This window comes from Pseudomonas sp. PVC-5-1 (assembly GCF_057444345.1).
Genome location: NZ_CM172024.1, coordinates 2406110 through 2430240, shown reverse-complemented (window position 1 = coordinate 2430240; position 24131 = coordinate 2406110). Strand labels below are relative to the sequence as shown.

Sequence of the window (24131 nt, the reverse complement as noted above, 5' to 3'; positions counted from 1 at the left end):
TTTTGAGGCGCGCCTGTCCCCCCTCCCGACCGTTCCCGCACGGCTGCATGCGGCGCAGTCATCGAATGCAGCAATAAAACCCAAGAGTTTCAAGGTGTTACCGCCAGCCCGTTGCCACTCCAGAACTGTGCCTGGCTTTCGGCACCTTCATTGCAATGGCCTCTTGCGTGCACAACGCACAGCAATTGATCGGATTCGAGGCTCACCGCAGACAAAACACCCACCGACCCGCAAGGCCGCACCCTGAAACACGTAGATGAACCGCAATGAAGCTGCCGGCAACGGTGGCAAGGAGTGGGTATGTCCCGGGCATTTTTCAATGAAATGTATGATACGAACGGAAGTTGCCGCCCGCATTACCAGGAGTTCGCCCGCTGGTTGGCAAACACCCCGCTGGAGTTGCTGGAGCAACGCCGACGCGAAGCTGACCTGCTGTTTCACCGCGCCGGTATCACCTTCACCTTGTACGGTGACAAAGAGGATACCGAGCGCCTGATCCCCTTTGACATCATCCCGCGCAGCATTCGCGCCAGCGAATGGCGCATGGTCGAGCGCGGCTGTATCCAGCGGGTTCAGGCGTTGAACCTGTTCCTGCAGGACATCTACCACGACCAGCGCATCCTCAAGGCCGGCATCATCCCGCCGGAACAAGTGCTGGCCAACGAAGGCTACCAGATCGCCATGCAGGGCCTGGGCCTGCACCGCGGGCTCTATGCCCATATCGCTGGCGTCGACCTGGTCCGTGACGGGGATGGCAGCTACTTCGTGCTGGAGGACAACCTGCGCACCCCCAGCGGGGTCAGCTACATGCTCGAAGACCGCAAGATGATGATGCGGCTGTTCCCCGAGCTGTTCGCCGCACAGCGTATCGCTCCCATCGACCACTACCCCAACCTGCTGCTGGACACGCTCAAGAGCGCCAGCCCACTGGACAACCCCACTGCCGTGTTGCTCACCCCTGGCCGCTTCAACAGTGCCTATTTCGAGCACGCCTTCCTGGCCCGGGAAATGGGCATCGAACTGGTCGAGGGTGCGGACCTGTTCATCCGTGACGAGCACGTCTACATGCGTACTACCGCTGGTCCAAAACAGGTGGATGTGATCTATCGCCGCCTGGACGACGACTACCTCGACCCGCTGTCGTTCAACCCTGACTCGATGCTGGGCGTGCCGGGGCTGATTTCGGTGTACCGCGCTGGCAACGTGGTGCTGGCCAATGCGGTAGGCACCGGGGTGGCAGACGACAAGTCGATCTACCCCTATGTCGACGACATGATCCGCTTCTATCTGAGCGAAGAGCCGGTCCTGAACAACGTCCCTACCTGGCAGTGCCGCAGGCCTGCAGAGCTTTCCCATGTCCTGGCCCACCTGCCCGAGCTGGTGGTCAAGGAAACCCAGGGGTCCGGTGGCTACGGCATGTTGGTCGGGCCTGCGGCGACCAGCGCACAGATCGAGGACTTCCGCGCCCGCATCAAGGCCCGCCCGCACGCCTACATCGCTCAACCTACCCTGTGCCTTTCCACATGCCCGACCTTCGTCGACAGCGGCATCGCGCCGCGCCACATCGACCTGCGCCCGTTCGTGCTGTCCGGCAGTGAAACCCGACTGGTGCCAGGCGGCCTTACCCGCGTGGCCCTTCAGGAAGGTTCGCTGGTGGTCAACTCGTCGCAAGGCGGCGGTACCAAGGACACCTGGGTGGTGGAGGACTGAACCATGCTTTCGAGAACTGCTTCCGACCTTTACTGGATGTCGCGCTACCTGGAGCGTGCAGAGAACCTTGCGCGCATGCTCGAGGTCAGTTATTCGCTATCGCTGATGCCCCAGGCTGGCCGCAGCGACGGCCATGCCGAGCTGGCCATGTCACTGCTGGCATCCGGAACGCTGGACGACTACCGCCGCCGGCACACCGAGCTGGACACCGAGCGCATGCTGCACTTCTTCGCCCTCGATGCGACCAACCCCGGCAGCATCTATTGCTGCCTGCAGGCGGCCAGGACCAATGCCCACGCAGTGCGTGGCCGCATCACTGCCGACATGTGGGAGAACATCAACGCTACCTGGATCGAGATGCGCAACATTGCCAGCAATGGTCTCGGCCGTTATGGCATCAGCCAGTTCTGCGACTGGGTCAAGGAACGCTCGCACCTGTTCCGCGGTGCTACTTCAGGCACCATCATGCGCAACGACGCTTACAGCTTCATCCGCCTGGGGACCTTCCTGGAGCGGGCTGACAACACCCTGCGCCTGCTCGATGCACGCTATGAAATGTTCGGGGAGGCCTCCGAGGAAGTCAGCGATGATTCTGCCCGCGGCTATTACCAATGGAGCGCCTTGCTGCGCGCGCTGACCTCCTACGAAGCCTTCAACGAACTGTATCGCGCCGCACCCAGTGCACGACCGGTGTCCGAGTTGCTATTGCTACGGGTCGATGTGCCCCGCTCGCTGCATGCCTGCATCGAGGAGCTGGACCAGATCCTTGCCAGCCTGCCGGGCAGCACCGGGCGCGCCGCCCAGCGCATGGCCGCCGAACTCAACGCTCGCCTGCGCTACACCGCGATCGACGAAATACTCGAAGCAGGGTTGCACCCGTGGTTGAGCGACTTCATCGGGCGCATCAATCAACTGGGCCAGGCGGTCCACCACTCCTATCTGGAGGTCGTATGAAACTGTCCATTCGTCACGACACTACCTACAGCTATGCAAGCGATGTGTGCAACAGTATCCAGTTCCTGCGCCTGACGCCACGCAGCAGCGAGCGCCAGCGCATCACTGAATGGCAACTCGACCTGCCCTGCAAGGTCAAGGGCCAGATCGACCCGTATGGCAACATCCTGCATGTACTGACCTTGGACAAACCCCATGGCCACCTGGCACTGACCGCCAGCGGCCAGGTAGAAATCGACCCGGATCGCGAGCAGGAGGCCGGCGAACATTCACCCCTGCCCTTCCTGCGCGGCAGCCACCTGACCCAGGCCGATGACACTCTCAAGGCCTTCGCCAGCCGACATTGTGGCGAGCACCGTGACCGGGCAGCGTTGATCGGGCTGATGCAAGGCCTGGCCGAGCACATGCCATACAGCCCCGGTGCCACATCGGTGGGCACTACTGCCATCGAAGCGTTCAGCGGCGCTGCCGGGGTGTGCCAGGACCATACCCATGCGTTCCTCGCCTGCGCGCGCAGCCTGGGTATTCCGGCACGCTATGTGTCCGGTTACCTATGTACCGAAGACGAGCAGCACCTGGCCAGCCATGCCTGGGCGGAAGCCTGGGTCGATGACGCCTGGTACAGCTTCGACATCACCAACCGCCTGACCCGGCCAGAACGCCACCTGAAGCTGGCAGTGGGCCTGGACTACCTCGATGCCTGCCCGGTCAGGGGCGTGCGCCGCGGGGGCGGCGCCGAATCGATGCAGGCCAGCGTACACGTGCACCGCCAATGACAGGTGCGGCATCCGTTCATGAAAAAAACAAGGGAAACAGCATGACCTATTGTGTCGCCATGCACCTGGCGGACGGGCTTGTCTTCATCAGCGACTCACGCACCAATGCGGGCATCGACCAGATCGCCAGCTTTGCCAAGCTGTTCGTGTTCGGCGTGCCGGGGGAGCGCTTGATCGTCCTGCAGACCGCTGGCAACCTGGCGACCTCGCAATCGGTGGTGAACCTGCTCCAGCAACGTACGAAGGGCCCCGGCCCCCACCTGTTGAACGTTGCGACGCTCTACGATGCAACGGTACTGGTCGCCGACACCTTGCGCGAGGTGGTCAGCCGTGATCGCAGCAAGCTGTCGGCCGGAATCGACCTGAGCAGTTCGTTCATCGTCGGCGGCCAGATTGCCGGCGGCCCCATGGGCATATACAACGTCTATGCGCAGGGCAATTTCTTCCAGGCCACGCCGGACACCCCGTTCCTGCAACTGGGCGAAAGCAAGTACGGGCGGCCGATTCTGGACCGTAACCTCGGCTACCATATGCCACTCGATGAAGCGTTGCGCTGTGGCCTGATCTCGTTCGACTCGACCATTCGCAGCAACCTGTCGGTGGGCATGCCGTTGGACTTGCTGGTGTATCAGAAGGACAGCCTGGAAACACCGAAACGCCAGCGTATCGCCAGCGACGATGTGTATTACGAGCAGATACGCAGGCAGTGGAGCGACGGGCTCAAAAGACTGTTGGCCGAACTGCCAGCGCCGCCGTACTGATTGGCAGGGCCACAGTGGAAGCGGGCATGCCCGTTCCCACTGTGGCCATGGTCCTACTCCAGCGGAATAGTCAGGCGATCGATGACGGCGCGGGTTTCTGGCCGTACCCCGCGCCACCAGGCGAAAGCCTCCGCCGCCTGCTCGACCAACATGCCGACACCGTCGGCCAGGCGCACCACCCCCTGCGCCTGGGCCATGCGCAGGAACGGCGTAAGGCCTTTGCCATACGCCAGCTCGTAAGCCAGCTGCGTCCCGCCCAGCACGCCTTCAGGCAGTGGCGGCAGCTCGCCGGTGAGGCTGGCAGAGGTGGCGTTGACCACGATGTCGAAGGACTGTCCCTCCAGCTCCTCATAACGGCTGATGCGCAGCCTTGGATGATCCAGTTCGTTGCGCAGGGCGAGCGCCTTGGCCATGTCACGGTTGGCAAGCACCAGCTCGCTCGGCCCCGCCTGCAGGAACGGCAGCAATGCACCGCGTACCGCGCCACCGGCGCCGAGCAACAGTACCCGTCGATTGGCCAGCGGCTCACCGAGGTTTTCCTCGATATCCCGCAGCAAGCCGATGCCGTCGAAGTTTTCGGCAAAGATACGGCCATCCTCGAACTTCAACGCATTGGCCGCCCGCGCCAACTGGGCGCGCTCGCTGCGCTGGTCGGCCAGCTCGAAGGCTCGCAACTTGAACGGCGCGGTGATGTTCATGCCCAACCCGCCATCACTGCGAAACTGCAGTACCTGAGCCTCGAAGCCCTCGAGCTCGCCCTCCAGCGCGCCATACTCCAGGCACTGGCCGGCGACCTGGGCGAACAGGCCATGAATCAACGGGGACTTGGTGTGGTTGATCGGCCGGCCGATCACTGCATAGCGGTCGCTCATCGTGCATCTCCGTGGGTGAACAGCACACCGTCTGCCTGCATGGCGGTGATTTCTTCAGGGGTGAAACCTAGGCCGGCGGCCACTTCGGCATTGTGCTGACCGAGGTCCGGGGCCACCTGGTGGATCGTGGTGTCGCAGTCGGAAAAGCGAAACGGCAGGTTGGGCAGGCGCAAGGTACCGTAGCGCGGGTGCTGCTGCTCGATGACCATGTTGCGCGCCTTAATCTGCGGGTCGGCCACCACCTCGTCGATGCGCTGCACCTTGGCGCTGGGGATGTCGATGTCATCGAGCAACTGCAGGATATCCGCCACCTGGCGCGCGCCGACCCAGTCGCGAACCACGGCCAGAATCGCCTGGCGATGGGCGTTGCGGCCATTGAGGCTGTGGTAGCGGCTGTCGCTGCCGAACCCGGCCGGGCCACCGTTGGCTTCCAGCATCGCGGCAAAGCGCTTCCAGGCATCGTCGACCTGGGCGGCGATTACCAGGTCGCCATCGGCCGCGCGAAACACGCCGTACAGGGTGGAGGTGGGCATGTCATGGCCGGTCTGCTCGGGCAGGACAGTGCCGTCGGACAAGGTGTAGCACTGCACCGCATATTCATGCATCGACACCAGCGTGTCGTACAGGGCCATGTCGATGTGCTGGCCGCGACCACTGTTCGCCCGGCCCAGCAATGCCGCATTGATCGCCGCCACGGCATGAATGCCGGTGTACATGTCGCCAAGGGAAATGCGCAGCAACGGCGGCGCTTCGCCCGGCACGCCGACCATCTGCATGATCCCGCTCTTGGCCTCGGCGATCAGCCCGAAACCGGCGCGGTGGGCATCCGGCCCGGTATGGCCATAGGCGGAGATGGAGCAGTACACCAGACGCGGGTTGCGCGCCGACAGCTCGGCATAGCCCAGGCCCAGCTTGTCCAGGGCGCCGGGGCGATAGTTTTCGATGAACACATCGGCCGAATCGGTCAGGCGTTGCATGAACGCTTTGCCACGCGGGTCCTTCATGTTCACGCTGACGCCCTGCTTGCCCATGTTCAGCTGCAGGAAGTAACCGCTCTGCTGCTCATCAAGGGTAAATGCATGCTGGCGCCCGGCATCGCCGCTGCCCGGCCGTTCGACCTTGATCACCTCGGCGCCGAGTGCTGCCAGGCAGCGGCCCACATAGGGCCCGGCGAGGAAGTGGCTGTAGTCGATGACGCGGATACCTGCCAATGGCAATGCCTGGCTCATGCCTGCACCCTCCGGGGCACCATCAGCCGGTGCTCGCCACGCTGCACGACTTCGCCGTGCTGGTTGATCAGCTCCGACGGCAAGACCACGATGCCCCAGCCCGGTCGGCTGTTGCTCGGACGCATCGCCCCCACGCGCATGCGCACGTGCAGCACATCGTCGACCTTGATCGGCAGCACGAAGTCCCAGGTCCAGCCCAGCGACATGCCCGGTACAAAGCGGTATTCGCACTGGGTCTTCAGGCCGTCGGCGATCGACAGGCCGAACAGGCCGTGGGCAACCAGGCAGCCGAAATGACTGGCGTTGGCGTAGGCCTCGTCGACATGCACCGGGGTGTGGTCGCCGGTGAGGTCTGCGTAGGCCAGGATACGTTCGCGGGTCACCGTGTAGGTGGGGCTGATGCATTCATCGCCTTCGCGGGCATCGTCCCAGTATCTTTCCACTACGCTCATGCCACCACCTCTGCACGTGGGTCGATGGCCAGTGCCTGGGCGACGCATTTCGCCGGCGATGCCTGAATGAACTCGACCGCAAGGCCGTCAGGCAGGCGCAGCCAGTTGCGGCCCTGGGGCATTTCGCTGACGCCGAAACGCTGTGCGGCGGCCAGGGTGGCTTCGAGGTCCTCGCACATGATGCCCAGGTGCGCCATGCGCCCTTCCGGGCCGGCAAAGTCCGGTTGGTGGATGAACTGCAGGCCACCAAGGGTCCAGTACTGTGCAGGCTGCTCGACGTCACCCTGTATTTCACGCATGGTCATGCCACACACCTCGCTGAAAAAGCGGATGTGCCACTGGATGTCGCGCACCCAGAACGCAACGTGTTCAAGGTAGGCTTTCGGCTGGCTCATGGATTACTCCCCTTCTGCTGATCGGCCATGGCGCGTTCGATGCCCTTGATGCAGGCCACCAGGGTCGCGTTGACCGGCGTGGCCACGCCATGGCGCTGGCCCCAGCGCACGACGGAGCCATTGATGAAATCGATCTCGGTGACCGAACCCTTTTCCAGGCTCTGCAGCATCGAGGTACGGAAGCTTGCCGGCAGGCCTTCGGCGGCCAGCCGCCATGCAGAATCCGGGCTGGTGAGGCTCAGGCGGATGCCTGCTCGTTCAGCGACGGCAATGGCTTCAGCCACCGCTGCCTTGGCGGTGCTTTCCAGCAGCGGCTCGCTGTACAACTGGCCATAACCGAGCCTGGTGATGCCGCTGAGCGCGCCTGTCGCGACGTTGACCAGCAGCTTGTCCCACATGGTGCCGAGAATGTTGTCACTGACCGTGGTGGCGAGCCCGGCACCATTGAAGACCTCGGCGATGGCCTGCACACGCAGCGTCCTTTGGCCGTCGAGTTCGCCGATGAAAGTCTGCTTGCCCGCAACACCGGCGCGGATCGAACCCGGCGCCAGCAGCACGCCACCGACGTAGGTCTTGCCAGCCAGCACCCGCTCACGGCCCACGGCCTCGGCCAGGATGTCTTCATGGCCAAGACCGTTCTGCAGTGACAGCACCAGCGTCTGCGGCCCGATCAGCGCCTTGGCCCCGGCAATCGCCTCGCCGGTGTGGAATGACTTGACCAGCACCACCACCAGGTCGGCCACGCCCACGGTTGCCGCGTCGCAGGCTGCCTTCACCCGGACCTGCCGCTCGCCGCGTTCGTCCTGCACCCGCAGCCCGTGCAGGTTCATCGCCTCGACATGTGCATGGCCACGGTTCAACAGCCAGGTTTCGTGCCCCGCTTCGCTCAAGGCCGCACCGATGGCACAACCCAGGGCGCCGGCGCCCAGAATGCAGATTTTCAAATCGCTGACCTCCTGTGGTTTGCGACTACCTTATGCAGCGAGCCTTATTTCGGCTATACAATGGACTCAATACACTTATTGGATTTCGCAATAATGAGTGCGCTCGACGCTTTGCCCGACCCCAAGCTGCTGCAACTGTTCGATGTGCTGTACCAATGCCGCAGCGTCACTCGCAGTGCTGAACAGCTCGGCCAGAGCCAACCTACCGTGAGCATCTGGTTGGGGCGCTTGCGTGAAGAGTTGAACGACCCACTGTTCGTGCGTACGCCAGGCGGCATGGCGCCAACCCCGCGGGCAGACCAGCTGATCGGGCCATGCCGCGAGGTGCTGGAATCGCTGCGGCGCCTGACTACCTGGGAGCCGCAGTTCGTTCCGGCCACGGCGCAGCGGCGCTTTCGCCTGTGCGTCAGTGATGCCAGCCATATCACCCTGCTGCCCAGCATCCTCAACCACCTGCGCACCCACGCGCCGGGTATTCGCCTGGAAGCTGCACGCATCGATGGCAATACCGAGAGCGCGCTGGAGTCGGGCGAGGCGGACCTGGCCATCGGCTTCGTGCCCTGGCTGGGTGCGGGGATGTATCAGCAAGTGTTGTTCGAGCAGGACTGGGTCTGCCTGAGCAACCCGCTACACCCGCGTTTGAGCAACGGCATGAGCGTGGCGGGCTACCAGGCCGAGGGGCATGTACAAATCAGTGCCGGGACCGGGCAGAAGTTACTGGAAGCTGGCCTGGCGCGGGCCGGCATCGAACGCAGGATCATGCTGGAGCTGCCGGCGTTTCTGGGGTTGGGGATGATTGTCGGGTCGACCGACCTGGTGGCTACGTTGCCACGGCACATCGGCCAGACACTCGCCGACATGCATGGTTTGCACGTGCACGATTGCCCGTTTGCAGTGGAAGGTTTCACGGTCAAGCAGCACTGGCACGCACGGTACCAGCAAGACAGCGGGAATCGCTGGATCAGGGAGGTGGTGCGGGGCTTGTTTCAAACAGGGGCCGGTTAGCACACACGGCGAAACCTTCGCTCGCCTCATCGCTCCATGGTTCTGGGCTGACCCGCCGTTCAACGGGCATAGCGTGCCGCCTATTTGCCGACCGCGCCGGGCGCGGGTCGAAGGCGATGGGGCCGCGAAGCGGCCGGTCTCTGGGCCGACAGCAATTGTCCACGAACGGCGACTAACGACCCATTACGGCCCTTGGCGCATGGCCCCTAACGGCCATTTGAAGTCATTAAGAACAGCGGCCTGGGTCGTAGACGGCGCTTCAAATGGTCAACCGCTTCTCCATCGGTTGGTAGATCAGCCCGGCAAGCTCGCCCACTTCCCCTGCCAACGCAAAACCGTAACGTTCATAAGCGGCCACTGAAGATAGCGACGCTCTAACTGTTACTACATTGGCCCTGGCCTGCTCCAGAGCCGCATTCATCAAGCGCCTCCCAACGCCGTGGCGCTGCCAGGCCGGCGCAACGAACAGCATCGCCACATGGCGCCCTTCCTTCAGCTCGATCAGCCCGACCAAGGTTCCCTCCGCGACACAAACCAGCATCAGGTTGTCACTTACCATTCGTTCGGCAAACGCCTTCTGAGCAACCACCTTTGCGAAGGTTTCCACGCCCTGGGCAGACAGCGATGGCGCAACCGCTAGCATGAACGCATCCAAGCACAGGGCGTTGGCGCTTGGCAGGTCTTCCTGAGTCATCTTGCGTATCTGCATGGTCGTCGTCCGTGACTTGGGCAGGGGTATTTTTATACCAGAACATCCGACTTAGAGATATGCAACAACGCCTCTGCTAACAGACACTTCCATGCGCGAGAGGTAACGTTACAGACCGGCAGCTTCGGGTCCAGGCTGTGAAAAAACCCTGCGATTATCTAACCTTCTGATCGTCGAGATCGTGGCGGGGACGATCATGAAGCGGTTCATTGAGGGTGAGGCCCGGACGCAAGTCACGCTGCTGCCGGAGTGCCTGGATGATTACATCACCGAAGAAAACCCTGTTCGAGTGGTTGACGTTTTCGTCGATGAACTCGACCTCGGAGCGCTCGGATTCGAGGGTGTCGATCCGGCTGCTACGGGTCGTCCGGCCTACCATCCAGCAGTCCTGCTGAAAATCTACATCTATGGCTACCTCAATCGGATTCAGTCCAGCCGCCGGCTTGAGCGCGAGGCAGAGCGCAACGTCGAGCTGATGTGGTTAACGGGCCGGTTGGCTCCTGACTTCAAAACGATTGCTGACTTTCGTCGAGACAACGGTAAAGCTATTCGCGGCGTGTGCCGGCAATTCGTAGTGCTGTGCCGCAACCTCAATCTTTTCTCCCAGTCGATCATTGCCATCGACGGCAGCAAATTCAAAGCCGTAAATAACCGCGACCGCAACTTCACCCAGGGCAAGATCAAGGCGCGCATGCAGCAGATCGAGCAGAGCATTGACCGCTATCTTGCGGCGCTGGATTCGGCGGATCGGGCGGCGCCCGAGGTCGCCGAGGCCAAGGCTGAACGGCTGAGCGAAAAAATAGAAAAGCTGAAACAGCAGATGACAAAGCTAAAGGACATTGAAGCGCAGCTTCACGCCAGCCCAGATCAGCAAATCTCTCTTACCGATCCTGATGCACGCTCAATGGCCACGAGTGGCCGAGGTACTGGCACGGTTGGCTACAACGTACAAACAGCAGTCGATGACAAATACCATCTGATCATTGCTCATGAAGGCACTAATGTTGGCAATGACCGAACGCAGCTGAGCAATATGGCGAACCAGGCACGCGAAGAGATCGGCGCTGAGTCGCTGACAGTGGTCGCCGACCGAGGCTATTACAAAGGTCCGGAGATCCTTGCTTGCGAGCAGGCAGGGATCACCACTTTTGTCCCGAAGCCGCTGACATCAAGCAGCAAAGCGGAAGGCCGATTCGGCAAGCAGGACTTCATCTACATCGCTGCATCGGATGAATACCGATGCCCTGCGGATCAACTACTGACCCGCAGGCATTCTTCGGTGGAAGACGGCATGTTGCTGCACTCCTACTGGTTCTCTGGCTGCCAAAGTTGCTCCATGCAGAAGCAGTGTACGACGGGTAAGGAACGCCGATTGAAGCGCTGGGAGCATGAAACGGTAGCTGCCCTTCATGTAGGGCAGCTTGCGGCCAGGAGCTGGCCGTGGCACTTGCGAGTTGCCACGTTAAAGCCTTGGTCGGGCGCGAGTGCCGTCTTATTGATGTGGATGTTCCGGAAACTGCTTGGCGCTGTCGCAAATGTCGTACCAGCTTGGCTTTTCCTTGACGAACTCATGGAAGAGATTGGTGATGGTTAATGCCTCATCGATGCAATTCGCAGCCACGGGAAACGACTCGGCGGTTGACGTCACCTCGCCCAATGCTGTTCCGCAGTGCGAACAGAAGCACCGGTTGTACTTATAAGGTGCTTCAGGATAGTAGGTGGTGATGGAGTCCGAGCCGGAAATCAGCTCGAACGATGAGCGCTTTACGAAGACGAAGGTACTTGCTCCGACCTTTCTGCAACGAGAGCAATGACATGTTCCCATCATTGTCGGAGGACTCGACACCGAAAACTTCACTGCTCCGCAGCAGCAACTACCGTTAAGCATGGCTTTCTCTCCAAAGGAAACAAATACTGTACATAAATACAGTGGCAATTGGAAGGGTGCCTTACCAAGACTTCAGATACCTCAGATGGATGAGGGGCAGCCATGGGTCGACAGGGTGACTCTTTTTCTCTAGGTCAGATTCAACCCACCGTCTGAAAGGAGTATCTCGCCGGTCAAGTAGTCGGACTCGACCAGCATGACAACAGCTTTTGCGATGTCCTCTGGGCTGGCGGCCCTGCGCATAGGTGCGCGAGTTCGCCACAACTCTTGAGCCTCTGTCCACTCTGCGGTCAGAGGCGTGTCGACCAAGCCAGGCGCCACAGCGTTTACGCGAATTTCTGGCCCTAGCGATACCGCGAGCAAGCGGGTCATGTGATTAAGCGCAGCTTTGCTTACCGCATAGGGAATCGATGCGCCCTTAGGACGGGTACCGGCATGCGAACTGATGTTTACGACGCAACCTGCTCGACGGTAACGGGCGGCATCGCGCAGTGCCGACTCGGCCAAAGCAACCAGATGGAACGGCGCCACGACATTAACCTCGTTAAGTTCGTGCCACACCGTCGAACTGGCAGAGGTAAGGTCGCCGTGCGCAATGACTCTGCTAATACCGGCGTTATTGACCAGTACGTCGAGCTGCCCCCACGCGGCGATAGCCTCGTTAACAAGCCTGACCCTGTCAGCTTCGACAGCAAGATCAGCTTGCAAGTAAATAGCCTGCTTCATTTCGGCAACCATAGCGTGTCCCGTATCCGCAGAATTTCGCGAATGGAGCACCACCGCATAGCCTGCCCGGCTAAGTACACGTGCAATGGCTGCGCCGATACCGGAAGTTGATCCTGTCACCAATGCGACGCGTAATACGTTATCGGTTGTCGGATTGGGTGGCATATGGATATCTCGAATGGGTTGCTAAAGAGTAAGCGGCCAGCGTACACACCTTGCACGTCTCAGTCAGGCATCCACAGATGTGCAAGCAGTTGCTAGATCTCACTGGCTCACTGCGTCAGCACATCATTTAGATACGCGCATGGGTCATGACCATTCAGCCGCGCAGAAGCTGAGATTTGGGGACGCGCGAACGTATCCGCTACAGGGAAACTCCCACCTCCCCGTCCGTTTGGCCATCTACCAAAGTCTGGATCTCTGCGAAGACATCCGAAGCTAGGCTGGCCGGGACGCCCCAATAATCAAAGATCCCACCCTCATCTCGATTCTGGCCACAGGTCACAAAAACGCCGGTCCCAAACTTCTGCTTCAGGCGCATTGCCAACCAGCCAACGAAACCGCTGTTGTCGGCGCCTTGCGGAAAGTGAAATCGGAAGACGCCGAATAGCTCTTGCTCGACATCAGCACAGGGGACCAGTTGACTCCATACCTGGTCATCCCGTACGAGCGCCAGTGCATCAGGGCGAGCGGCATTAGGGAACGATGGCAACGGAAACTCGAGAAATGCGTAGGTGCCGGGGAAGAGCCTCAAATGGGCTTGGGTAATGACGCGCAACAAGCGGCGCTCCGTATCTTGGACCGTTTCATGGGAAATGTTCACCATTTCAGACTCTCCGTTCAGTAAAGCGCGCAGCGCTTCTTTTGATTGACCGAGGAGATGCTAAGCAGGAAGATCTTCAAGATAAATGCTCGGATTTAAATAACATTAACAACTAAAGATTGTAGATATGGATAAGCTAAAAAGCATGGCGGCGTTCGTAGCAGCAGCGGAGTCAGACTCCTTCTCGGCAGCAGCTGCCGTGTTAGGCGTGACGCCACAGCTGATTGCCAAACAGGTCAGCAATCTGGAATCTCAGCTAGGCCTTAAACTGATCACCCGCACCACTCGCCGACAAAGCCTGACCGCCGTGGGCAGGGACTATTACTTGCGCTGCAAGGCTATCCTGAGCGACGTTGAAGACGCCGATCAGCTGGCGCTGTCAGCAAACTCGACTCCGCGCGGAAAAATCCGCATCAGCGCGCCCTATAATTATGGTTCTCATCGACTCATCCCGTTCCTGACCCAATACCTAACGCGTTACCCAGAAACGGAAATCGAGTTGGAGTTGACTGACAGGTTCGTGAATATCGTAGAAGAGGGATTCGAAGTCGTGTTTCGGCTTGGCAAACCCCAACTGGCCGACAGCGCGGCATTGGTTCAACGCGGCTTGAGACCTTTCAGGATGTTTGCTTGCGCATCTCCCGCTTATCTGTCGCGCAAAGGGACCCCGCTCCATCCCGAACAACTCGTGGACCATGATTGCCTGGGCTATCTGTTCTCCGATCGAATGACGGACAAACTCTGGCGATTCACCAAAGACATGCAGACGTTCACGATCCCCATTGCGAGTCGACTGAAAGTCAATAACACCCTGGCCAAGGTGAACGCCGCATTAGCGGATTTCGGCATCACGCTGTGCGTCGAGGATGTACTGATGCCTTACGTGCAACGGGGTGAACTGGTCGTACTTTTCGAGGAATTCGAAGGGCCCACGTATCCCGTCAATCTGATCTACCCCTTCGACCGTCGCCCCTCCGCAAAGCTCAGGCACTTCATAGACGAAGTTGTTGCTGCATTGGGTTCGCCGAAGGCTTAACAGAACAGGGCTGGTTGCGCGCAGCTTGTATGCAAGAGTGCTTGATAGTGAAGGCGAAATCATCTGATCGCACCCGAGCCATGGTCGTCTGGCCTGATGCCGATGAGGCTGGCAGTAATCCGTTACAGGATGCCCGCTTTTGGCAGACCTCTGCCGGTGCTGACCGGCAGCTATGGGTCGATAGCTGCTATGCGCTATTCGCCGTATTCCGCATTCCAAGCATCGAAAGCTTGCATCATCCTTTGTCTGGTCGATAGATCGGCAGGTATCAAATGCTCGATTCGCAGTGACTCTACAGTGATGTCCAGGGGTAGCCCGAAGGTCGTGAAGGTAGATAGAAAGCTCAACTCGCCATCTGCGATGCGCACTCGTGTCAGCAGCACGGGGCTGGCAGTCTCTGCGTGCAAGGCCATGCCCGGCGGAGGGAGGCTGCTCAGGCGCTCTGCGAGCGTAGGGTTGCTGACTGACTCCCTGGCCGCGCGTTGCCACGCGGCAGCACGGACCTCCTGGGCATTGGCCAGGCGATCACCCAGGCCGCCGGGGCATAACAGTGTTTCCAACAGGTTGACGCCTGATGATAGGTCCTGCGCCACACCCGCCAGCGCCAACAGCAGACCCGTGCTCACGTTGGCGGCAGTGATATCCCAGTTGCTGTCCATGACGATGGCCGGCGCCGGATTGTTTGCATGCAGGATATGTTCGATGGCCGTGTGTACCACACCCATAGCGGGCGCATCGAGTGGCGTCGCGGCGTAGCGCGGCGCGTAGCCAGCGGCAAGAAACACTTCGTTGCAGTATTCCAGTGGCGCCCCAAGGGTCATCAGTAAGGCATGCAAGGTGTCGGGGCTGACTTTGGCACGCCCGGTTTCCACACAGCTGAGGTGGCGCTGCGAAACCCCGGCCATCAGTGCCAGGTCAAGCTGGCTGAGCCCCGCCTGCCGACGCAGGTGGCGCAAATGCTGGCCCGCGGAGGTGGCCGGTGCGGGGGATTTTTGATGGAACAGTTGGTAACTCATGCTTCGTCTCTAGCCCGTCCTTGCGCTCCGGCTCAATGACCTCAGAGGTCATTGAGCGTCGACCATCCTACCCCTAATGTGCCAGGAAAACCTATCAGGGACATGATCATGGCTCTTCGTATTTGTGCGCTGGCATCGTTGGTGCTCTTTTCGATTTACAGTGGCTGGACGATGTTGATCGCCGAACAATCGCTACTGGCCTTTGGGCGCGAGCTTGTTTCGCGACCGGACACAGCCCAGGTGGTCATCGACTTGTACTTGATGGCGGCGCTGGCCTGCGTCTGGATGGTGAAGGACAACCACTCTCGGGGCAGGTCGCTCATCGCAATGCTTCCCTACTTGCTGCTCACGGCGGTTTTCGTGTCCGTCGGGCCGCTGCTCTATCTGGCGGTCAATGGCCTTGATCGGGGGCGCCAGGTGTGAACGATGCCTTGAACGTCTACGCGCTGTGCGTGGTTGTGCTGTTCCTCAAGATGTTTGCGGTCTCCTGTTACCAAGGTTGGTTCCGACTGCGGCACAGGGCATTCACCAACGCAGAAGACGCCGCTGTTTTCAATCGGGTTGCCCGTGAAGCAGAGCTTGCACAAGTGAATCGGGCGAGCAGGGCCTGGGCAAACGACCTGGAGAACATCCCGACTTTTTTCGCGCTCGGTGGGTTGGCCATTGCCATGAATGCACCTGCAACCGTCACGGCAGTGTTGAGCATTCTGTTCACCGTCGCCAGGGTCCTGCATACCGTGGTTTACTTGAGGGGTATCCAGCCATGGCGCACGGTTTACTATGGTATCGGGATACTCTGCCTCTTGGGGTTCTGTACGTCGCTCACAATGACGATATGGGTGCGCTGATCCTGGGTTCATGCCAGAAGCCCCAGGCAGAATTTGCTCCGAGATTTAGTTTTGCAAGCGCGGCCCCAACGTGAAATGGCTGACGAAACTGGTGCCTCGGCCGAGGTCGTGGAGCAGGTCTACCGGGCGATGATTTCGGCCTTCATCACTCAAGAACTGGCCATTCATGCGCAGCTGGCCAACGGACCTTCAGCATCTTGAAGACAACGCGGGGCTCATCCGAAGCCCCGCCGCCTCCCCCTTCCATCTTTGACTCAAAGCGGCGTGTGCTCGATCAAGCCGGGTACGTCTTCGGGTGATGCCGCTCGAACTGTGCCCTCTCGACTCAACATGCACATGAAACGCCGTTACCCTGTGCAGCAACGTCCGCCCCCACCAACGAAAACCCTTCGTCAAGCCAGCCGGTAACCCCGCCAATCATTTCTTTCACCGGAAAACCCAGCTCAGCCAAACGAACCGCCGCCCGATGTACGCCATTGCAATGCGGCCCCGCGCAATAAACAACGAAAAGCGTCTGGCGCGCATAGTCAGCCATGCGTTCTGCGCTGATGGTGCGGCCAGGAATATTGATCGCGCCCGGCACATGGCCCTGCGCAAACGCCTCGCTGCTCCTTACATCTACCAGCACATAGTCGACGTCACCCGACCGCTGGCTACGTTCAACATCCGAACAATCCGTCTCGAACGCCAGACGGCGGCTGAAATGAAGCAGGGCATCGGATGGGCTTGCGGCAGGATATTCGCTGACCAGGCTTGGCATGGATTTCACTCCTCGGTTGAAGGTGCGCCCATTGTAGGAAGCCCGCCTGTATCGCTACAGTGGCGCATTCGACAGTCACCGGTAGTTTTCCGCCAATGCTCACGAACCCTGGTTTGGTCGCCGTGCTGGCCTATGACGGGCTGTGCACCTTCGAGTTCGGCATTGCCGTGGAGATCTTCGGGCTGCCACGCCCGGAGTTCGAATTCGCCTGGTACACGCATCGCATCGTCGCCGTCGATCCCGCACCAATGCACGCGGCAGGTGGCATGCAGGTCATTGCCGAGTTCGGCTTGGAGTCGCTCGTTGATGCCCATACCATTATCATTCCGGGCTGGCGTAGCCGCGATGAGCGCCCGCCGCAGGTGCTGCTGGACGCCTTGCGCGCCGCGTATCAACGCGGGGCGCGGCTGCTTTCCATCTGTTCGGGGGTGTTCGTGCTCGCGGCTGCGGGCCTTCTGGACGGCAAGCGTGCCACCACCCATTGGCGCTATACGGACGAACTCGCGGCACGCTATCCACTCCTTGAAGTTGACCCTGGCGTGCTTTACGTAGACTGCGGCCAGCTGATTACCTCGGCAGGCAGCGCTGCCGGTATAGATGCCTGCCTGCACCTGGTGAGTCGAGACTTTGGTACGCAGGTTGCCAACACCGTTGCCCGTCGCCTGGTTATGGCACCCCAGCGTTCCGGAGGGCAAACACAGTTCTTCCCCGCACCCCTTGCCCAGAAGCCTCGCGATGATCTTGCCGCGGTGCTGGAGTGGGCGACCTTGCATGTGGGCAGGCCGCTTACGGTCAAGCAGCTGGCAGCGAAGGCGCTGATGAGCGAACGTACCTTCCTGCGACGCTTCATCGAAGCGACAGGCATCACGCCGAAAACCTGGCTGCTTCAGGTACGCATGAACGTGGCGCGTGAGTTGCTGGAAAGCAGCCCATTGAGCAATGAGCAAATCGCCGAACGCTGCGGGTTCGCCTCGGCGGAAAGTTTCCGGGCAGCATTTCGCAAGACCGTGGGGTTGGCGCCCATGAGGTATCGTGCGCAGTTTGGCAACCACTGACCGTTCAGCGGTACCTTTGATACACCGTTTCTGCCAAGGAAGCAGAAACACGTGCATGTCGATTCTGTCGCGCCCTGGTACGCGTCAGCTGCTATCCGGACTCAGGGCGACTGACCGTTGTGGCGTCAGAAGCGCTCATCCCCGATCGCGGGCAAGATCAACTCCCGTACGAATGAAGCCCCTGACAGGCGCAACAACGCATCGACCATGGTGACCACATCATGTACCGGTACCCAACGCCGCTCACCTCGCGCAGCAGCCTGCACCAATGGCGTGGACAGGGCGTCATCGGTATTCAGGTAACCCAGCTGAAGCACGGTCACCGCCAGGTTGTCATCCCTGAAGCCTTCGCGTAGCGCATCAGCCATGCCGTTGAGGGCGAACTTGGAGGCACCGAACGCTACCTCCGGGCGCCCGCTCTGGCGAAGAGCCGAAGTCGAGCCGGTGAGGATCAACTGCGGCCGGGGAGCACCGAGCAACCTGGGTATCAGGCGTTTGAGAAGAAGCAGCGTGGCGGTGACGTTCACCTCGACCAGCCGGGTGATCGATTCGTCGCTGTCTTCGGAGAATGCATAGTGCTCGCTGAAGGCATGCTCTTCCCAGATGCCGACGTTGTATATCAGTACGTCCAGATCGGCAGGTGTTCGGTCCGCGATCCGTGCTACAGCCGCCACTGGCTCGGAAAGGTCGGCATCGATCCAGTACAGGTCGATGCCCGGCGCAAGGGCCAGATCTTTCGGCTGTTTGCGTGATACGCCAATCAGCGTGTCCCCGGGCTTGCCGAGGCCTTCGAGCAAAGCCCGCCCCAGGCCTCTGCTGGCGCCTACGATCATCGTCTTCACATGCTGTTCCTCTTTCCCTGATCTGCTCCAGGCCTCACTGGATCGGTCATCGCCTTCGACAGGCCCAAGGCGATGACGCCGATAATCTGGAAAACCAGCAGTGAAGTCGGAGTGTCCATTTCTGGTGCTTGCGAGTTCGTTTGCGCAAGCAGCGAGTGTGCCGCCACGCCACTCTAAAACCTTGAGTTAACTCGAGGTCAATAGCGGTTCAGGGTTACAAGGCTGGCATTTCACCTTTTCCGCCGTGGCCGCAGCAGCATTGGTCACCACACCGCCGAACAGCGCCAGCCAGTATCCCTCAAGCCGTGGCGACCGTGCTTTTCACTGTATCGAGCAGCCCCAGGCGCGTGGCCCGGCAGACAGCACTCACCACAGCCTTGAGTGATGCCTGGAGTGTGCTGCCGTCCCTGCCCACGCCAAACAGCAACTGGTTCTTGACACGTATTTCGATGTAGGCAATGGCTTCGGCCTCAGCACCATCACGCACGGCGTGCTCGTGGTAATCGGCAATATCGAAGACCAGCCCCTGCTGGGCGAACGCATGGACCAGTGCGGCCACTGGGCCATTACCCTTGCCAGCGAACGCCAGGCGTTCACCCTCGACCAGCAGTTGAGCGTCAAGGTAAGTGCAGGCTTCGTCAGTGGTGACCATGGGGTGCAGCAAGGCGTAGGGATTACCCTGCTCCAGGTAGTTTCTGGTGAAGCACGACAAGATCATTTCGCTGGTGATCTCCCTCCCTTCACTATCGGCGACCTGCTGCACCAGGCCGCTGAACTCCATCTGTAACCGGCGCGGCAGGACGATACCCTGCTGCTCCAGGAGATAGGCCACACCACCCTTGCCCGACTGGCTGTTGACCCGGATGACTGCCTCGTAGCTGCGCCCCATGTCGGCCGGGTCGATCGGCAGGTACGGCACCTCCCAGAAACCGTCGGGGTTTTTCCGCCGTTGGGCGAAGCCCTTCTTGATTGCGTCCTGGTGAGAGCCGGAAAATGCCGTGAACACCAGCTCTCCCGCATAGGGATGGCGTGGATGGGTCGGCAACTGGTTGCAGAACTCGACCTCACGCTGGACATGGATGATGTCAGAGAAATCCAGCTCCGGGCTGATGCCACTGGTGTAGAGGTTCATGGCCAAGGTCAGGATATCGACATTACCGGTGCGCTCACCATTGCCGAACAAGGTGCCCTCGACCCGCTCGGCGCCTGCCAGGCAGGCCTGCTCGGCGGTAGACACACCTGTGCCACGGTCATTGTGCGGGTGGATACTGATGATCACGCTGTCGCGCTTGCGTACGTGGCGGCAGAACCATTCGATCTGGTCGGCGAACACGTTGGCGGTCGAAACCTCCACGGTGGTAGGCAGGTTCAGGATCATCTTGTTGGTGGGAGACGGTTCGAATACGTCTATCACCGCTTCGCAAATTTCCAGGCCAAAATCGAGCTCGGTGAAGCAGAAGGTTTCTGGTGAATACTGGTAAGTCCACTGCGTCTGCGGATTGGCCTGCATCAGCGCCTTGATCTCCCGGGTAGCCTGCGTGGCGATGCCGATGCAACCTGCGCGATCCACACCGAACACCACATCACGAAATACGGGAGCCGTTGCGTTGTACACATGAACGATGGCACGTGGCGCCCCCTTGAGCGCTTCGAAGGTACGCTCGATCAAGTGTGTACGGGCCTGTGTCATGACTTGGATAGTCACATCTTCGGGGATCCGACCGCTCTCGATCAATTCACGCACATAGTCGAAATCGGTTTGCGATGCTGCCGGGAAGCCAACCTCGATCTGCTTGAAACCGACCTTCACCAAAAGGTCGAAGAATCGACGTTTGCGTTCGGCGTTCATCGGCTCGATCAGTGCCTGGTTACCGTCTCGCATGTCGACGCTACACCAGGTGGGAGCGACCTTCTGGACCTGATTGGGCCACTGGCGGTCTGGCAGGTCGACTGTGGCGAAATGGCGATATTTGATTGATGGATCCTTAAGCATCATGGCGGCTTTCTCCTGGGCCTGTGTAACACCTTGTACTTGCCCGTGATGGACAAGCCAAAATATTGGATCCAATTTACACAGAACCTGGCTTACCTCGATTGCGTTATTCAGCATCAATTCGGTAACTTGCGAACATTTATTGTTATAAACAATGAAAAAATGGATTTTTATATCAAAAAATGAAAATAGGCAGCCACAGATTGCCTTCTTCACCATCCCATCGGAAGCTACAGCCCCAAAATCTGGCAAAGGCGAATGCGCCTTCATGAAAAAGCGCTTATTGGCTTGCTTCCGTCTCCTCCTGCTTGAAGATACGGAACCCTCGCGCCTGATAATTTCGAAGCGCGGCAGGATGGTCGAAGGTGCAGGTATGTACCCACACCCGCTCTGTACCGCTCCACTCCCACGCTGCTCGAACAGCGTGACTCAGGAGCGCTCCGCCGAAGCCACACCCCAGGAATTGAGGTGCCAGCCCGAAGTAGCGTATCTCTGCGTTACTGCCATCGGGGCGATAGAGCTCGTAATAGCCGGCTATCGCACCACGGTAATAGGCAACCCAGGTACGATGGCAATCCTGTTCGACGAGTGCCTGCCAGTCAGAAATCCCCCAGGTGTCAAGATCGCCCCACTCCCAAGGTGTGCCTACCAGCTTGTACAGAAACCGATTGAATTCCGCCTGAGGCACTTCACATTCAATGATCTGGAGTTCGTGAGGCTGTGTTTTTTCCTTCAGGTCGGATGCCGAGACCATTTCCAGATAATAAGTGGTGCAAGACCGTTCCATCGTAGACTCCCTACCCTACAGGCCAGCTATTGGTGTGAAACATGACAATGACCACCGGGGCCGACATCGAGCCCGGTGGTTTTTCACTACCTTACCAATTGTGCGTGTAACTGGCAGTCAATACCGTGCCGGGTGCCGGCAAGTGGCTGGTGTTGTTGTTATTGCGCAGCAACTGGCTGTAGAGCGGGTAGTAGTCGCGGTTGAACAGGTTCTGGATGCCGACGCTCACCTTGTCGTCTGCGGAGATCTGGTACTGGCTGATCAGGTCGACTGTCGTATAACTGCTAACCTGATGTCGACCAAAGCTGTCCACCCCATCGAGCCTGTAGTCCTTGGCATCGAAGAACGTGGCTTGCAAGCGGTTGCTCCAATCCAGGGTCGGCTTGTATTGCACGTAGGCGGTCAGCTTCAGCGGCGGAACGCGATAGCCGGTCATGTCTTGCCAGTCTTTACCGTCCGGTTTTTCTCGTCCGCGCATCCAGGTCGCACTCCCCCCTGCGCCCCACACAGCATCGTCCGACAGCCAATCGGCACTGGCTTCAGCACCGTAGATACGCTCCTTGGTGCGGGTCAGAATCAGGCCATTGTTGAAACTTTGCACATCCCCCAGTTTGGAGGTGGTGTAGAACAGTGCCAGGGTGCCGAGGGTGTTGCTGCCCAGCTCTCCTCGCCAGCCAAGCTCATAGTTGTTGGTCTTGACCGGCTCCAGGTTCGATGCGCCGATGTCGAAGCCACGGCGCGCATTGCGCAGCTGGATGCCCACGTCGGGCAACTGGAAACCCTGGCTGAAGGAGGCGTAGATTTCCTGGCCGAGTACCGGCGAGTAGACGATGCCCAGGTTCGACAGCACCGCATCGTAATGAATGTCGCCACCCTTCACCGCCACCGGGGAGGCAGACGTGGACTCGGACAACGGAACGAAGTCATCGAATTCGGCGGTGGAGTATTCGTAGCGCAGGCCGCCGTCGACCGACCAATGCTCATCGAAGCGATGCTGCAGCTGGGCGAAGGCACCGGCGCTTCGCGTCCTCAGCGGGGGCATGTAGGTGAGCTTGCCAGTCTTGTCGAAAACCAGGCCGCCACTGGCGTCATAAGCCGCCGGGTCGAAGACATCGAGCGGCATTTCGCTGCGCTCCTGGTTATAGTCACCACCCCACACCAGTTCGGTACTGCCGCTGTCGCCAATTGGCGTGCGCAGCGTCAGGCGGCTTCCGAAGACTTCGCTGTTTTGCATGATCTGGTCAACATTGCCGCCGCGGGTGGCAACGGCACGGGCATCGAACGGGGTGAAGCGTGTGAAGTAGTCCCGGTAGTACATCTGGGCAGAAAGCCGGCTCCCGAGGATGTCGAGATTTTCATACTCCAGGTTCACCAGCGTGTTGCGAATGCGGTTCTGCTCGTCAAGATCCAGGCCCTTGATCGCATTGGCCGGCACAGAGCCAGCAGGGAGTTTCGCGACGCTTGGGTCGGTAGCGTAATCGCTGTCCTGGCGGGCATCGTAGTGGCTGACTGCAAGCTGCACTCGCTGGTTCTCGTCAATGTGCAGCCCCAGCTTGCCGCCAATGTTGTAGATGTTCGAATCGAACAGGTCGCCTTGGCTTGGCTCCGGGGCGATCCGGTCACCGTGCGCATCATACGAGGCACCGATATGGCGGGTACCGAAGTCGAACGAGTAGTCCACCGCACCCTGAGAGCCCGCGAAATATTGCTGGAACTGCCCCCCCAGGCCATCGCTGCCAAGGCGGGTCAGCGGCGAGGTCGCGCTCAGGCTGGTTTCGGCGCGGTTTTCACCACCCGCGGGCCGTGTGGTAATGGAGATGATGCCCCCCGTGGCGCCGCTGCCGTAGATGGCGCTGCTGCCACGAATGACTTCGACCCGTTCGATCAGTGCCGGGTCGATGTTGGCCAGGTTGCGCGAGGAGTCGCGGTTGGTATTGAGCGGCACCCCGTCGACCATGACCAGCATGCTGCGCCCGCGCAGGGTCTGGCCATACTCGGTGACGGTGCGGCTGGAGTCGGACATGCCGGGAACCGCCTTGGCCAGTACCGTAGCCAGGCTCTCTGACCCCTGGCGCAGCTCCTGCAGTTGTTCATGCTCGAGAATGGTGGATTGCCGCGTCGCGGAAACCAGGCTGCTGCTGGTGCGCGAGGCGGTGATTTCCGTCTGGGCCATTTCCACGGGTCCGCTCTGGATTCCAGCACTTGATGCAGGGGCACCCTGCGCGACGATGACGAACGTGCGCTCATCCTTGGCCTGTACCTGCAAGCCAGTGTCCTTGAGCAGCGTTTGAAGTGCTTCCTCGGGTGTGAACCGCCCCTTCACCGCAGGCGCGTTTCGGCCTGCACCAAGATCGCTGGCGAAGATGATCTGTACCGAAGACTGCTGTGCGAGCGCGTTGATGGCCTCGCCCAGCGGTGCGGCGGGGAGATCCACGTTCACCTTTTCCCGGCCCTGGGCCGACATTGCGATGAGCAGGCTACTGGCAAGCAATGACAGGCGTAGCTGGCGACTGCGGAGGGGAAAATGCACTTCTCGAGTTCCTTTTTGTG

General features: G+C 60.1%; 24 protein-coding genes and 2 pseudogenes. 11 read left to right on the top strand and 15 right to left on the bottom strand.

The annotated features are described in order from the left end of the window. Positions 1-300: 300 nt before the first annotated feature. From AC2T3R_RS11050 to AC2T3R_RS11035, 4 genes are read left to right on the top strand one after another with little or no spacing between them, the layout of a single operon-like run. Positions 301-1710 carry a circularly permuted type 2 ATP-grasp protein gene (locus AC2T3R_RS11050; protein WP_015270106.1) on the top strand — a complete coding sequence of 470 codons (1410 nt, stop codon included), beginning with the start codon at positions 301-303 and terminating at the stop codon, positions 1708-1710. Positions 1711-1713: 3 nt separating this feature from the next. Then, positions 1714-2664, top strand: a complete 951-nt coding sequence (locus tag AC2T3R_RS11045; protein WP_015270105.1) for an alpha-E domain-containing protein — start codon at positions 1714-1716, stop codon at positions 2662-2664. After that, the gene (locus AC2T3R_RS11040) at positions 2661-3440 is read left to right on the top strand and encodes a transglutaminase family protein (protein ID WP_015270104.1); all 780 of its coding nucleotides are present in this window, start codon (positions 2661-2663) and stop codon (positions 3438-3440) included. Before AC2T3R_RS11045 ends, AC2T3R_RS11040 begins: the two co-directional genes overlap by 4 nt. A 41-nt stretch (positions 3441-3481) precedes the next feature. Further along, positions 3482-4201, top strand: coding sequence for a proteasome-type protease (locus AC2T3R_RS11035; protein WP_015270103.1), 720 nt, complete (start codon positions 3482-3484; stop codon positions 4199-4201). Positions 4202-4254: 53 nt separating this feature from the next. On the opposite strand, the gene aroE is transcribed toward AC2T3R_RS11035, so the two are convergent. From aroE to AC2T3R_RS11010, 5 genes are read right to left on the bottom strand one after another with little or no spacing between them, the layout of a single operon-like run. Continuing rightward, positions 4255-5073: a shikimate dehydrogenase gene (aroE, locus tag AC2T3R_RS11030; protein WP_486745094.1), complete on the bottom strand. Its 819-nt coding sequence runs from the start codon at positions 5071-5073 to the stop codon at positions 4255-4257. Next, positions 5070-6302, bottom strand: a complete 1233-nt coding sequence (locus AC2T3R_RS11025) for a CaiB/BaiF CoA transferase family protein (protein ID WP_486745093.1) — start codon at positions 6300-6302, stop codon at positions 5070-5072. The genes aroE and AC2T3R_RS11025 overlap by 4 nt, the downstream gene beginning before the upstream one ends. Further along, complete coding sequence (locus AC2T3R_RS11020) at positions 6299-6754, bottom strand: MaoC family dehydratase (protein ID WP_003256790.1); 456 nt, start codon at positions 6752-6754, stop codon at positions 6299-6301. The genes AC2T3R_RS11025 and AC2T3R_RS11020 overlap by 4 nt, the downstream gene beginning before the upstream one ends. Beyond that, complete coding sequence (locus AC2T3R_RS11015) at positions 6751-7149, bottom strand: VOC family protein (protein ID WP_015270100.1); 399 nt, start codon at positions 7147-7149, stop codon at positions 6751-6753. Before AC2T3R_RS11015 ends, AC2T3R_RS11020 begins: the two co-directional genes overlap by 4 nt. Next, positions 7146-8093: a ketopantoate reductase family protein gene (locus AC2T3R_RS11010; RefSeq protein ID WP_023660573.1), complete on the bottom strand. Its 948-nt coding sequence runs from the start codon at positions 8091-8093 to the stop codon at positions 7146-7148. Before AC2T3R_RS11010 ends, AC2T3R_RS11015 begins: the two co-directional genes overlap by 4 nt. A 93-nt stretch (positions 8094-8186) precedes the next feature. Between AC2T3R_RS11010 and AC2T3R_RS11005 the strand changes: the two genes are divergently transcribed. Continuing rightward, entirely contained in the window at positions 8187-9098 is a 912-nt protein-coding gene (locus AC2T3R_RS11005) for a LysR family transcriptional regulator (RefSeq protein WP_015270098.1), read from the top strand. Positions 9099-9357: 259 nt separating this feature from the next. On the opposite strand, the gene AC2T3R_RS11000 is transcribed toward AC2T3R_RS11005, so the two are convergent. Further along, positions 9358-9807: a GNAT family N-acetyltransferase gene (locus AC2T3R_RS11000; protein WP_173895835.1), complete on the bottom strand. Its 450-nt coding sequence runs from the start codon at positions 9805-9807 to the stop codon at positions 9358-9360. A 196-nt stretch (positions 9808-10003) separates the two neighbouring features. Here AC2T3R_RS11000 and AC2T3R_RS10995 point away from each other — a divergent pair. After that, positions 10004-11206: pseudogene (locus tag AC2T3R_RS10995) on the top strand (IS1182 family transposase); the annotation flags it as partial. Between the two features lie 93 nt (positions 11207-11299). Here the strand turns inward: AC2T3R_RS10995 and AC2T3R_RS10990 are convergent. From AC2T3R_RS10990 to AC2T3R_RS10980, 3 genes are all read right to left on the bottom strand, one after another. Next, a complete protein-coding gene (locus AC2T3R_RS10990) occupies positions 11300-11635 on the bottom strand; it encodes a GFA family protein (RefSeq protein ID WP_486745276.1) in 336 nt (111 codons plus the stop codon). Between the two features lie 189 nt (positions 11636-11824). After that, positions 11825-12586 (bottom strand): SDR family NAD(P)-dependent oxidoreductase, encoded by a 762-nt coding sequence (locus AC2T3R_RS10985; protein ID WP_410953031.1) that lies wholly within the window; start codon positions 12584-12586, stop codon positions 11825-11827. Positions 12587-12785: 199 nt separating this feature from the next. Further along, on the bottom strand, positions 12786-13247 hold the full coding sequence (locus AC2T3R_RS10980) for a DUF6196 family protein (RefSeq protein WP_486745092.1): 462 nt from the start codon (positions 13245-13247) through the stop codon (positions 12786-12788). A gap of 124 nt (positions 13248-13371) precedes the next feature. Here AC2T3R_RS10980 and AC2T3R_RS10975 point away from each other — a divergent pair, with 124 nt between their 5' ends. After that, positions 13372-14280, top strand: a complete 909-nt coding sequence (locus AC2T3R_RS10975; protein WP_486745091.1) for a LysR substrate-binding domain-containing protein — start codon at positions 13372-13374, stop codon at positions 14278-14280. Between the two features lie 194 nt (positions 14281-14474). On the opposite strand, the gene AC2T3R_RS10970 is transcribed toward AC2T3R_RS10975, so the two are convergent. Further along, positions 14475-15296, bottom strand: a complete 822-nt coding sequence (locus tag AC2T3R_RS10970) for a helix-turn-helix domain-containing protein (protein ID WP_486745090.1) — start codon at positions 15294-15296, stop codon at positions 14475-14477. Positions 15297-15404: 108 nt separating this feature from the next. Here AC2T3R_RS10970 and AC2T3R_RS10965 point away from each other — a divergent pair, with 108 nt between their 5' ends. From AC2T3R_RS10965 to AC2T3R_RS10955, 3 genes and pseudogenes are all read left to right on the top strand, one after another. Further along, on the top strand, positions 15405-15719 hold the full coding sequence (locus tag AC2T3R_RS10965) for a DUF2834 domain-containing protein (protein ID WP_024086856.1): 315 nt from the start codon (positions 15405-15407) through the stop codon (positions 15717-15719). Next, positions 15716-16144 carry an MAPEG family protein gene (locus tag AC2T3R_RS10960; RefSeq protein ID WP_410953027.1) on the top strand — a complete coding sequence of 143 codons (429 nt, stop codon included), beginning with the start codon at positions 15716-15718 and terminating at the stop codon, positions 16142-16144. The genes AC2T3R_RS10965 and AC2T3R_RS10960 overlap by 4 nt, the downstream gene beginning before the upstream one ends. A 60-nt stretch (positions 16145-16204) precedes the next feature. Beyond that, a pseudogene (locus AC2T3R_RS10955) lies at positions 16205-16345 on the top strand (chorismate mutase); the annotation flags it as partial. Positions 16346-16469: 124 nt separating this feature from the next. On the opposite strand, the gene AC2T3R_RS10950 reads toward AC2T3R_RS10955, so the two are convergent. Continuing rightward, positions 16470-16904 (bottom strand): rhodanese-like domain-containing protein, encoded by a 435-nt coding sequence (locus tag AC2T3R_RS10950; protein ID WP_410953026.1) that lies wholly within the window; start codon positions 16902-16904, stop codon positions 16470-16472. A gap of 95 nt (positions 16905-16999) precedes the next feature. On the opposite strand from AC2T3R_RS10950, the gene ftrA reads away from it, so the two are divergent. Further along, positions 17000-17959, top strand: coding sequence for a transcriptional regulator FtrA (gene ftrA, locus AC2T3R_RS10945; RefSeq protein WP_486745275.1), 960 nt, complete (start codon positions 17000-17002; stop codon positions 17957-17959). A 125-nt stretch (positions 17960-18084) separates the two neighbouring features. On the opposite strand, the gene AC2T3R_RS10940 is transcribed toward ftrA, so the two are convergent. From AC2T3R_RS10940 to AC2T3R_RS10925, 4 genes are all read right to left on the bottom strand, one after another. After that, positions 18085-18801 (bottom strand): SDR family NAD(P)-dependent oxidoreductase, encoded by a 717-nt coding sequence (locus AC2T3R_RS10940; RefSeq protein WP_015270093.1) that lies wholly within the window; start codon positions 18799-18801, stop codon positions 18085-18087. Positions 18802-19099: 298 nt separating this feature from the next. Continuing rightward, entirely contained in the window at positions 19100-20797 is a 1698-nt protein-coding gene (gene leuA / locus AC2T3R_RS10935; RefSeq protein WP_015270092.1) for a 2-isopropylmalate synthase, read from the bottom strand. 277 nt (positions 20798-21074) lie between these two features. Next, positions 21075-21581 (bottom strand): GNAT family N-acetyltransferase, encoded by a 507-nt coding sequence (locus AC2T3R_RS10930; protein WP_410953024.1) that lies wholly within the window; start codon positions 21579-21581, stop codon positions 21075-21077. A gap of 91 nt (positions 21582-21672) precedes the next feature. Beyond that, positions 21673-24111, bottom strand: coding sequence for a TonB-dependent receptor (locus AC2T3R_RS10925; protein ID WP_410953023.1), 2439 nt, complete (start codon positions 24109-24111; stop codon positions 21673-21675). Positions 24112-24131 lie beyond the last annotated feature (20 nt).